Origin of the sequence: Facklamia sp. P12932, assembly GCF_050409545.1 — a bacterium.
GTDB lineage: Bacteria > Bacillota > Bacilli > Lactobacillales > Aerococcaceae > Facklamia.
In genome coordinates this window covers 42,928-53,816 of the sequence record NZ_JBNUPG010000010.1, presented here as the reverse complement: position 1 = coordinate 53,816, position 10,889 = coordinate 42,928, and the positions used below count along the sequence as shown (strand labels likewise).

Below are 10,889 nucleotides of genomic sequence, written 5' to 3'. Positions count from 1 at the left end.
TACTTTCTGCATTAGTGGACATCATAGAAATCACCCGTTTTCTTTTTATTATATATCAAAAAGCCCTCTAAATCACCATAGGTTGGTGATTTAGAGGACTTTGTCTTCAGTCTGAAGCTGGCCATTAGCCAGCTTTTACTTTTTCTATTATTCTGCTTCTTCTGAAGAATCATCTTGATCATCAGATGCTTCTTCATTCTGATCGTCTTCATCGTCTTCATCGTCTTCATTGTCTTTAGAATCAAAAGCTGGTTCTAAGTGTCCTTCTTCCGCTAATTTATCGACAAATTCACGTACTTCAGGAGATGAGAAAGCTTTTTGTAATGCCTTAGCTGCTTCACTATCTTTATTTCCTTCACGAACTGAAAGAATAATAGCAAAAGTGTTTTCATCATCTTTTTCTAAGAACAAAGCATCTTCAGGTTTTAAATCAATTGAAGCAATATAAGTTGGGTAGTTGAAAACTAATTCAACGCCATCCTCATAAGCACCTGTTAAGTTTAATAAGTCAACACTTGTAAACTCGAAGTTATAAGGATTTTCAGTAATGTCATCTACTGTCGGGAAAAGACCTGCTTCATCATCTAATTCAATTAAGTCATTTTGTTCAAGGACGAATAATGCACGTGCCTCATTTGTTGGATCTGAAGGAATAGCCACTTCTGCGCCCTCTTCGATATCTTCCATTGACTCATAAACAGGTGAATAGAACCCAACAACAGCGTTATATACTGGTTGAATGGCTACTAAATCTGCTTCACGCTCTTCATTGAACATTTCCATAAATGGAAGGTGTTGTGCAAAACTTCCAAAAGCTTCATCATTAAACACTGCTTCATTGTATTGAATATTATCAGAAACCTCTACTAATTCAATAGAGTAAGGCTCTTCAATTACATCCGCTGCAATTTCAACGATATCAGTCATCGGTGGCATATGAGAAGCAATCTTTAATACATTATCTTCTTGTGCCGAAACGGATAGTAGACCGCTTAAAGCTAGTGACACTGATGCAAAAGTAACAAAGCTCTTAAATAAATTTTTATTAAACATCTAATTCCTCCTATTATCTCTTATCTAACTTACGCGCAATTTTTAAACCTAACCATTGTAGAATTTGAACAATGATTATGATTAGAATAATCGCAAAATACATGATATCCGTTTCATACCTCTGGTAACCATATCGGATAGCAAAATCTCCTATCCCACCGCCGCCAACTACCCCCATAATGGTCGAATAAGATAGAAAGGATACAAAAGCAGTGGTAAATCCAATAATTAAAGATGACCGTGCTTCAACAAATAGAAATTGAGTGACTAACTCCCAAGTATTCGCTCCAAGGGAATCAGCTAATTCCACCACGCCTTTAGGAATGTCATGCAAAGACTGTTCCACGAAGCGAGCATAAAGGGCAATGGCAATCAACATCATCGGAAAGGATGCTGCAATCGGATCGCCAGTTGCTCGCCCATAAACCATTCGAATAAGGGGTTGCATTGCGACAACAAGTAACAAAAAAGGAAAAGAACGAACAATATTTACAAATAGGTTTAAGCTAGAATTCAAAAAATAATCCTTTCTTGCTTTACCCATTCGCTGACCCGGACTAGTCAAAAATAAAAGAGTACCTAAAGGAAGACCTAACAAAATAGCTGCTGCTGAGGAGAAAAAAAGCATAATACTTGTTTCTTGAAGACTTTCCCATAATTTTGGCCAATATTCAATGACGCGCACTATTATTTCTTCCAACATCTTAGCTTAGGACCTCCTTCACTTTATCATAATAACTTCCTACTAGTTCTTGGTCACGGTCGGTCAAATTATCAACTATATCTATTAAACCACCTTTTTCCATAATTGCCACTCTGTCGCAAAGTTGCCTTACAAAACCCAATTCATGGGTCACCACTATAATTGTCATGTCGAATTGTTGATGTGCTGCTTTTAATATTTGAACAATTTCATTCGTTCGCATGACATCCAAAGCAGAGGTCGGCTCATCACAAAGCAAAATTTTTGGTTTAGTAATTAACGCTCTTGCAATACCAACTCTTTGTTTTTGCCCCCCCGACAACTGACCAGGATATTGATCTTTTTTATCAGCTAGACCAACAAAATCAAGAACAGAATCAAGAGACAGGGCATTTGAATATTTAAACAATTTAAGGGGTAAGGTGATATTTTCACCAACTGTTTTATTATTCAATAAATTAAAATGCTGAAAAATCATACCTACAGACTTACGATGGAGTCGCAGTTCTTCCTTGCTGAGTTGCAATAGATCTTGTCCATCAATTAATACCTTTCCTTTATCTGGTTTTTCTAAAAGATTAATAAACCTTAAAAGAGTCGATTTTCCAGCACCACTTTCTCCTACCAAACCAAAAATTTCCTTATTTTGGATCGTTAGGGAAATACCATCAACCGCTTTAACTTGTTTATTATTCAAATAGTAATGTTTAGCAACATCAAATAATTCGATCACAACCAATCACCACCTTTCTGCCACAAGTCATAAGAGCATTATAACATAACTTTTTGATATTTCACATTAAATGAAGATTAAAAGATATTGTGAAAATATAAATTGAAACGTTGGTATAAATGCTTTTATTTAACTTTTTATTGTGATTGGTTTAAATTTAATTTAAAAATGTGCACAAAAAAAGTAGTGGAGAAATATTCACTACTTTAAATATAAACTTATTATCTATATAGCTTACGATCGAATAAACGAGGGGCTGCTTGATAGACTAGGAATAGAATGATTGCCGAAGCAAAAGATGTTAATAAGGCACTCGCTCCATTCATGATAAATGAGAAGACTAAGGGTGACATCCCTTCAGGTGCATAAGATCCCCAATAAATATAGCCAGCCACAAAGTGCCAGAAGAAACGTGCAAATGTTCCAATGAAAGTTGCTAAAATTAAAGGCCAAGCTTTATTTTCAGACTGATAAAAACGCTCAGACATTAAGCCCGCAAAACCACCAAAAGCAAAAGCAAGGAGGTATTCAATTAATACCTGACTAACGCTTAAAAAATATACATTCCCTAGGGGGAAATGTAGCAAACCCCATAGAAAGCCGCAAAACAGCCCCCATTTAAATCCTCGTTTTAAGGATAAAATTGTCAATGGTACCATGCCTAAAGAAATCGTTAATGAAGCACCGAAATTTGTCGGTAATAAAGACAGGACCACTGCGATAGCAGCAAAAATAGCTGCTTCTACTAGAAGTAAAACATTTTTATTCTTTCCCATAAAAAAACTCCTTACATTTTTGCAAAGTAAAGAGAAAAGGCATAAAGTCCCTATTTCAAAGTAATTCCTACGCACGTTTGACCGTGATCAGGTTCAAGGGTCTGGAACAAGTCCACTCTCAGCTTCAAGGCTCCCCTTTACTTTACGATTATTTAACTGCCATTATTTTAGCATTCAAATGTTTGCTTGTAAATTAATTCTTTTCAATTTTCATTTTAAAAAAGCTAATATTTCTTGACCGTTTTTGAAATATAAATTGATGATTGCTTCTAATAATCTATCACTTAACGTCTTAAATCGATTCGCTCACTGATAAAATAGATAATTATTCCTCCAGCCAATAGAGATAAGCCTTCACTAACCATCATACTTACAAGTCGGGTTATAAAAGTTTCCCAAGGAGCTCCTAAAAAAACAACTAACAAGGCAATATTAACCATCGATATAGTCATGGATAGGCCAATAATTAAATATTTGAAAAACAGCGACTTATTAATTTCATCTTTCTTACTATCAATTAAAGGAAATAGTTTTTCAATGATAGAGCAAGCTAAATGTAAAAAAATAAAGCTAGTGAGCGAGCCAATGATCATATCCCAAATACCGTAAGAAAAATAATTGACAATAAAAACGCCTAAAGTAACTCCTAAAATATAACGTTTATTATAAAGGGCTAAAAAATTCAATCCCTCACTGATACGAATTCCCAATCCAAAGGAAAGAGGGGAAATTATCAAAGTCAACACAATGTAACAAGCAGCAACTAATGCTATTCGCGTTAAATCATTAGTAGTATATTTTTTTTTCATATTAGTCTCCTTTATAGAGCAGGCTCTAGTAATTACTATGACCAAAGGACTGAGGGTGGCTTGATCCACCGAAGAATCATAGTGTTCATAAAGAACAGACCGTAGTATATCATAAGTAGATTGCACAAGTAAAGACTCAGATTCCTAATAAAAAAGCCAAGAATCGGTCTATTTTCGACTAATTCTTGGATAAATTATTAGTAGTTTCTATTCAGCGATAATATCTCTTAACTTATCTTTTGCTCGTCTCAAAGCATTTTTGACTCGATTTTTATCAATGCCTAAATACTCAGCAATTTCTCTTGGTTTCATTGATAAATCACTATAACAGAAGATAATCTGTCTTTCAAAAAGACTTAGCTTAGCAAGATAACGTTCTTTTTCTTCATTGACAATAACTTGTAATTCGGGAGTAGTTGCTAATTGATAGTCATAGCTTAAGCTCTTATGACTAATACTATCACCAATTTCAAGCTGATCGCGTTCAGCGTCCATTCCAAAGCGAATGGTCTGAGCTTCTTTGGAATTGCGACGGAGTAAATTAATCAGGTAATTATACAATGATCTTTGAAAATAAGGGGCAAAATAACCACCATAAGCAGGATCATAATGTTGAATTACCCGATACATCAGGATAACTCCTTCTTGAATAATGTCTTCTGGTTCATAGCCATCCACTGGCATTTGATAAGCAAATTTTTTTAAGAGGGGAATAAAACGTTCAACTAGTAACATAAATGAAAACTCATCAGCGATATTTTCTTTCAAGCGCATAATCAACATTTCATTGGTCAAATGGTCAAACTCGTTCATTTCATCTCTCCATTATTCATTCTTGTCATCATCTAAGCGAAATCTTAGATCATCTAATAGCTTCAATTGGTCAAGCTTCCAAGGGCTCCGCCGCCTGATTAACTGTGAATAGTGGTCTTCAACTGTTTGTCGAACTTGTCTTTTATTAAATTGTAACTGCATATAAAGCTCATTAGCAGACATTCGCATGGCACCTTTTTGAAAAATTAGCCATTGCTCTGCCATATCGCTTGTCGCAACTACCACACGATTAAGAGGAGAAATCCAATGAGCTACTTCTCTTTCAATATAGGAATCAGCTGTTTCCCCTTCTTGTGTAAAAACAACTTCGACTTGATAGTGTTCATAAATTTGTGTTATTCCGGGAACAAATTGTGCATCAAAGACAACGATAATTTTGAGGTCTCGGTATTTTCGATATTCTGAAAGCTCAAATAATAATTGATCGCGCGCTTGATTTAACTGGTCCATTTTTTTAAGTTGGGTAAGTTCTGGCCATGCACCAATCATGTTATAACCGTCAACAAATAAAATTTCCTGACGTTTATATCGCATGATAATCCCTACTTTCCAATACGGTGGCGTGCTACTTCATACATCAAGACTGCACTTGCAACAGATGCATTCAGACTTTGCACATGCCCAACCATCGGAATAGTAACGATTCCATCTGCTGATTTTTTTACAAGTTCAGAAACCCCTTGACCTTCATTACCAATTACTAATGCAATTGGTCCATGTGAATCCCACTGACGCATATCTTCTCCAGCCATATCCGTCGCAAAGATCCATATTCCCTTTTCTTTTAACTGATCCATAACCTGTTTAATGTTAGCTACTCGGATCACTGGAACATGTTCAATGGCTCCAGTAGATATTTTTGCAACTACATTGGTTAATCCAACTGAACGTCTTTTAGGGATTATCACCCCATGAACGCCTGTAGCGTCTGCCGTTCTTAGAATAGAGCCCAAGTTATGTGGATCGACAATCCCATCTAAAATAAGAATAAAAGGATCCTCTCCTCTTGAAGCTGCTAACTGAAGAGCATCTTCTAGTTCAGCGTAATCAAAAGGAGGAATAGTTAGAACAACACCTTGATGATTTTCACCATCAACCATTTCATCTAGCTTCGACTTTGGCACTTCCTGGAATACAATTCCTTTAATTTTAGCCATTTTTATTATACTAGATATTACTTCTCCTGCAATCCCTATTTGAATAAATAATTTATTAACTTGCTTTTTTGTTTCTAAATAAGCTTGAACAGCATGTTTACCGTAGATCGATTCACTATTTTCAAAAGCTTTTGAGTCTACCAAAGGCTCTTTGAAAGAATTTATATTGGAGCGTTTTTTCTTATGAAAATCCGCTGTATGATTTTTCTTTCTCATTATTAGGCTCCTTCTTCATTAATATATTGAATCGCTAGTTGAATTAAATGATAGCAACGCTCTTCTTGTCCACTTAATTTAAGCCAACCCAATAATGCCTCAAATCCGCTAGCTTGACGGTAATCACCGATCGAAGCATTTTTAGCTTTTGTATTGGCCTTATGATTGCGCCCACGTTTATAGATTTGAATTTCTTCAGCTGTTAAGAAATCGTCTTGCTGAATCCAATGATGCATCACTTTCGCTTGCCCCTTAGCCGAAACATATTTGATGGCGGCTTTGTGCAATTTATTGGGATGCGTTTTTCCTAATTCAATCACATGCTTGCGTATCTCTACTTCAAAAACAGCATCTCCTACATAGGCTAAGGCTGCGCCATTTAGCAAAGAATACTTATCTGGTGTATTTTCATTTGTCACTTTTATCCTCTTTTCCACCTTGTTCCTTGCGGAGTATCATCTAATAAAATATTTTGCTCTTTCAACCAATCACGAATTTCATCCGCTCTTTGAAAGTTTTTCTCTTTACGCGCTTGATTTCTTTCCTCAATTAAATTTTCAATTTCGCTATCAAGGACTTCTGTCGAATTTAATTCCAAACCGAAGATCCCTAAAAGTTGATACATCAATTGATTGATTTCTTTTAACAATTGAAGCGCCACAGCTTCTTGATCAAGATAGCGATGAATTTGCTTACTCATTTCAAAAATAGCTGATAAAGCATTAGCCGTATTGAAGTCATCTTCCATCGCTTGATTAAAAGCATCCACGCCTTCTTTGATTGCTTCTCTTACTTCCTGTTCTCTATCAAGACTAGCTTGTCCACTTCCTAAATGATCCATTCGATAGGCTAAGCGATCCATCAGTTCTTTCAAACGTTCAACTTCACGACTTGCAGTAGCGATGGCATTAGCATCATAACGGATAGGACGACGGTATTGCACACTAGCTAAAAGATAGCGTATAACCATTGGATCGTATTCTTTAATAATATCCCTTAGAAGCACAAAATTACCTAATGATTTCGACATTTTCTCTCCATTGGATCCCATAGTTACAAACCCATTATGTAACCAATATTTAGCAAATGGATGAGAATAATCAGAATGGGCTTCGGACTGAGCGATTTCATTTTCATGATGAGGAAACTGTAAGTCTTGACCACCCCCATGAATATCAATCGTTTCACCCAAGTATTTCGTAGCCATTACCGAGCACTCAATATGCCATCCGGGTCTACCTTTACTCCATGGCGATTCCCAAGAAACCGCACTTTTTCCAGCTGCCTTCCATAAAGCAAAATCAATCGCATTTTCCTTTTTTTCACTCTCTTCATCAGTAATTCGTTGACTAGCGCCATCACGCAAATCGCTGATAGACTGGTCCGATAATTGGCCATACTTCTCAAATTTAGCTGTCCGATAATAGACGTCTCCTTGGCTTTCATAAGCATAGCCCTTATCGATTAAAACTTTAATAAAATCAATGATTTCTGGGATATTTTCCATAACACGCGGGTTATTGCTGGCGGGCTTAACATTAATCGCACGCATATCTTCTTTATAGGCAGCAATATACTTATCAGAAAGCTCTTTGGCTGTTAATCCTTCCTTTTCAGCTGCCTTAATAATTTTATCATCCACATCAGTAAAGTTACTGACAAAATTCACTTCATAACCGCGATACTCTAAATAACGACGAATAGTATCAAAAGCAACAGCAGAACGTGCATTACCAATATGAATATAGTTATATACTGTTGGCCCACAAAGATAAAAGCTCACTTTTCCTTCTTCTAGGGGAATAAAGTTTTCCTTTTGACGTGTTAAGGTATTAAATAATTGAATAGCCATCTTATGAACCCTCTTTCTATCATTAAACTTGAGGCTTATTATATCATTACTAGCACTTACTTTCGAATAAATATATTGGCATTTAATGAGTCCATAAAGAATTAAAAAAGCCGGAAATATTCCCGGCCAATAATTTATTGCACTTTTATGAGAAAATCATTTCAACAAGCTCTTCTGCTTCAACATTTCCTAAATATTTTTTAAGATCCATATTTTCTAGGGCCTTTAAAATACTTTGACGTTCAAATTTAACGCCAGTTATAGCATTTTCTACATCTTCAATTTCACCAAGTCCAAAGAAATCACCATAAATTTTGGTATCGGTAATCATGGCATCTTTAATGTTGAAGCGCATATCTACAAAACCGAAAGGGAATTTGTGAGAGGCTTGAATATCAAATTTTGGTGAGTGACCGTAGTTCCAATCCCAATTACCAAAACGCTCTTCACGAATTTGATAAACCTTTTCCCAGTCTTCTTTTGTCAAATGATATTCTTTAACATCTTCGCGTTTTTCAACATTAAAGATTTCTAATAAGACAAGGTCTCTGAATTGCTCAGTAGTTAACTCTTTATACTTATCATCCACATAAGGCTTTAAGTTTGTCACCCGTGAGCGTACTGACTTGACACCTTTAGATTCAAACTTTGCTTTGTTTGGTTTTAATGCATTATTGACTTCGTCTAAATCAGAATCGAATAAAATCGTTCCATGAGCTGTCATACGCCCACGTTTAGCATACATTGCATTACCAGAGAACTTCTTGCCATCTACTAGTAAATCATTTCGGCCTAACAATTCAGCTGAAGTGGCTCCCATCTTATGTAAAGCATCAATGACGGGTTGAGTAAATGCTTTAAAATCTCTAAATGTTCCATCATCATCTTTGATAAAGCAGAATGAGAAGTTTCCTAAATCATGGTAAACGGCTCCCCCACCTGACATACGGCGAACTACTCGAATATTATGTTCATCAACATAAGCTTGATTAATTTCTTCAAAAGTGTTTTGATTACGGCCAATAATAATCGAAGGTTCATTAATGTAGAAAAGTAAAATTGGCTCATCAACTAAGCGATTCTCTACTAAATAAGTTTCCAAAGCAATATTGACACTCGCATCATAGTTATTTTCATTATCTACGAAATACATAAGTAGCCTCCTTCAAATTTGTGCATATTTATTATGACATTCCATTATTTAAAGCTCAAGAAAAAGCTCTCAAACAAAAGTGGAAACCATCGGTTTCCACTTTGTATTCACTAAAGCGATAAAACTTGCTGAATATGGTCTAAGGCTTTTTTCTTGCCTAGTACTTCAATCATATCCGGCAATTCTGGACCATGCATTTGACCAGAAACCGCAATTCGGATTGGCATAAAGAGGGTTTTCCCTTTAATACCAGTTTCCTTTTGAATTTCCTTAGTCAATGGTTTGATATTGCTAGCTACAAAATCTTCATCTGACAAAGCCTGTAATTTGCTTTGCATAGCTTGAACGACTGTTGAAGCACTCTCAGCTTGCATAATTTCTTTTGCTTCCTCACTCAGCTCTAACTTATCATTGAAGAATAAGCTAGATGCTTCAACAATCTCAGCACCATAAGAAATTTGCTCATGGTATAAGCTAACTAGCTTTTTAACCCAGGCTAATTCTTCTGCATTAGGATCAGCACTTACTTTTCCTGCTTTTTGTAAATGAGGTAATGCATAGTCTACCACTGTCTCAAGATCTGCTGCTTTCATGTAAGTGTTGTTAATCCATTCTAATTTCTTCTTATCAAATGAAGCAGGAGAAGTTGATAGACGTTCTGGGTCAAATTGTTCCACTAACTCTTGTGGCGAGAAGATTTCTTCTTCACCTTTTGGTGACCAACCTAATAAGGCAATAAAGTTAAACAAAGCCTCTGGTAAATAACCTAAGTTACGGTATTGCTCAATAAATTGTAGGATTCCACCATCACGTTTAGATAACTTTTTATTAGTTTCGGCATTAATAATTAATGTCATATGACCAAATTCTGGATATTCCCAATCAAAAGCATCATAAATCATCATTTGTTTAGGGGTGTTCGCAATATGGTCATCTCCACGTAAAACATGAGTGATCTTCATCATATGATCATCCACAGTTACAGCAAAGTTATAAGTAGGCATACCGTCTCTCTTTTGAATTACCCAATCGCCTGAAATATTTTTCGATTCAAAGCTTACAGGCCCTTTTACAATATCATCAAATTGATAAGTAACATTTGCTGGTACTCTAAAACGAACAACAGGCTGACGGCCCTCAGCTTCAAAAGTTTCTTGTTCTTCCTTGGTTAAGTGGGCATGTTTTCCCCCATAATGAGGCATTTCTCCACGAGCCTTTTGTTCTTCTCTTTCTGCTTCTAACTCTTCTTCAGTCATATAGCATTTATAAGCCAAGTCACGAGCTAATAAGTCATCAATCAAGGGTTGATAGATATGCAAACGCTCTGATTGTCTGTAAGGACCATATTCACCAGGATTAACCGGGGATTCGTCCCAATCAATACCTAGCCAAGTTAGATTGTCTAATTGGCTTTGTTCACCATGTTCTAGATTACGTTTTGTATCTGTATCTTCTGTCCGAATGATAAACGTTCCATCTTGTGAACGTGCATATAGATAATTAAACAAAGCTGTTCTCGCATTCCCAATGTGTAAATCGCCCGTAGGGCTTGGTGCATAACGCACACGAATTTTATCGCTCATTGTATTTCTCCTTTAATTCC

12 protein-coding genes and 1 riboswitch are annotated in these 10,889 nt (G+C 36.0%); all 12 genes read right to left on the bottom strand.

What is annotated here, in order from left to right; all coding sequences use genetic code 11:
• Positions 1 to 147: 147 nt before the first annotated feature.
• Complete coding sequence (locus ACQV2P_RS05705; protein WP_428894732.1) at positions 148 to 1,053, bottom strand: MetQ/NlpA family ABC transporter substrate-binding protein; 906 nt, start codon at positions 1,051 to 1,053, stop codon at positions 148 to 150.
• 13 nt (positions 1,054 to 1,066) lie between these two features.
• Complete coding sequence (locus ACQV2P_RS05700) at positions 1,067 to 1,756, bottom strand: methionine ABC transporter permease (protein WP_428873072.1); 690 nt, start codon at positions 1,754 to 1,756, stop codon at positions 1,067 to 1,069.
• A gap of 1 nt (position 1,757) precedes the next feature.
• Positions 1,758 to 2,489, bottom strand: coding sequence for a methionine ABC transporter ATP-binding protein (locus tag ACQV2P_RS05695; RefSeq protein ID WP_428891956.1), 732 nt, complete (start codon positions 2,487 to 2,489; stop codon positions 1,758 to 1,760).
• A 221-nt stretch (positions 2,490 to 2,710) separates the two neighbouring features.
• Positions 2,711 to 3,265 carry an energy-coupled thiamine transporter ThiT gene (gene thiT / locus ACQV2P_RS05690; RefSeq protein ID WP_428891955.1) on the bottom strand — a complete coding sequence of 185 codons (555 nt, stop codon included), beginning with the start codon at positions 3,263 to 3,265 and terminating at the stop codon, positions 2,711 to 2,713.
• Positions 3,266 to 3,312: 47 nt separating this feature from the next.
• A riboswitch (TPP riboswitch) is annotated at positions 3,313 to 3,412 on the bottom strand.
• Positions 3,413 to 3,549: 137 nt separating this feature from the next.
• A complete protein-coding gene (locus ACQV2P_RS05685; protein ID WP_428873069.1) occupies positions 3,550 to 4,074 on the bottom strand; it encodes a QueT transporter family protein in 525 nt (174 codons plus the stop codon).
• A gap of 207 nt (positions 4,075 to 4,281) precedes the next feature.
• Positions 4,282 to 4,887: a sigma-70 family RNA polymerase sigma factor gene (locus ACQV2P_RS05680; protein WP_428873068.1), complete on the bottom strand. Its 606-nt coding sequence runs from the start codon at positions 4,885 to 4,887 to the stop codon at positions 4,282 to 4,284.
• A gap of 12 nt (positions 4,888 to 4,899) precedes the next feature.
• On the bottom strand, positions 4,900 to 5,442 hold the full coding sequence (locus tag ACQV2P_RS05675) for an NYN domain-containing protein (protein ID WP_428873067.1): 543 nt from the start codon (positions 5,440 to 5,442) through the stop codon (positions 4,900 to 4,902).
• 8 nt (positions 5,443 to 5,450) lie between these two features.
• Entirely contained in the window at positions 5,451 to 6,281 is an 831-nt protein-coding gene (gene rlmB, locus ACQV2P_RS05670) for a 23S rRNA (guanosine(2251)-2'-O)-methyltransferase RlmB (protein ID WP_428873066.1), read from the bottom strand.
• Between the two features lie 2 nt (positions 6,282 to 6,283).
• Entirely contained in the window at positions 6,284 to 6,700 is a 417-nt protein-coding gene (locus tag ACQV2P_RS05665; RefSeq protein WP_428873065.1) for a Mini-ribonuclease 3, read from the bottom strand.
• 2 nt (positions 6,701 to 6,702) lie between these two features.
• Positions 6,703 to 8,133 carry a cysteine--tRNA ligase gene (cysS, locus tag ACQV2P_RS05660; RefSeq protein WP_428873064.1) on the bottom strand — a complete coding sequence of 477 codons (1,431 nt, stop codon included), beginning with the start codon at positions 8,131 to 8,133 and terminating at the stop codon, positions 6,703 to 6,705.
• A gap of 145 nt (positions 8,134 to 8,278) precedes the next feature.
• Positions 8,279 to 9,286: a lipoate--protein ligase gene (locus ACQV2P_RS05655; protein WP_428873063.1), complete on the bottom strand. Its 1,008-nt coding sequence runs from the start codon at positions 9,284 to 9,286 to the stop codon at positions 8,279 to 8,281.
• Positions 9,287 to 9,396: 110 nt separating this feature from the next.
• The gene (gene gltX / locus ACQV2P_RS05650; RefSeq protein ID WP_428873062.1) at positions 9,397 to 10,869 is read right to left on the bottom strand and encodes a glutamate--tRNA ligase; all 1,473 of its coding nucleotides are present in this window, start codon (positions 10,867 to 10,869) and stop codon (positions 9,397 to 9,399) included.
• Positions 10,870 to 10,889 lie beyond the last annotated feature (20 nt).

Coding starts and splice junctions, on each gene's coding strand:
- ACQV2P_RS05705 (WP_428894732.1), bottom strand. CDS start 1,053: ATGTTTAATAAAAATTTATTTAAGAGCTTTGTTACTTTTGCATCAGTG.
- ACQV2P_RS05700 (WP_428873072.1), bottom strand. CDS start 1,756: ATGTTGGAAGAAATAATAGTGCGCGTCATTGAATATTGGCCAAAATTA.
- thiT (WP_428891955.1), bottom strand. CDS start 3,265: ATGGGAAAGAATAAAAATGTTTTACTTCTAGTAGAAGCAGCTATTTTT.
- ACQV2P_RS05685 (WP_428873069.1), bottom strand. CDS start 4,074: ATGAAAAAAAAATATACTACTAATGATTTAACGCGAATAGCATTAGTT.
- ACQV2P_RS05680 (WP_428873068.1), bottom strand. CDS start 4,887: ATGAACGAGTTTGACCATTTGACCAATGAAATGTTGATTATGCGCTTG.
- ACQV2P_RS05675 (WP_428873067.1), bottom strand. CDS start 5,442: ATGCGATATAAACGTCAGGAAATTTTATTTGTTGACGGTTATAACATG.
- rlmB (WP_428873066.1), bottom strand. CDS start 6,281: ATGAGAAAGAAAAATCATACAGCGGATTTTCATAAGAAAAAACGCTCC.
- cysS (WP_428873064.1), bottom strand. CDS start 8,133: ATGGCTATTCAATTATTTAATACCTTAACACGTCAAAAGGAAAACTTT.
- ACQV2P_RS05655 (WP_428873063.1), bottom strand. CDS start 9,286: ATGTATTTCGTAGATAATGAAAATAACTATGATGCGAGTGTCAATATT.
- gltX (WP_428873062.1), bottom strand. CDS start 10,869: ATGAGCGATAAAATTCGTGTGCGTTATGCACCAAGCCCTACGGGCGAT.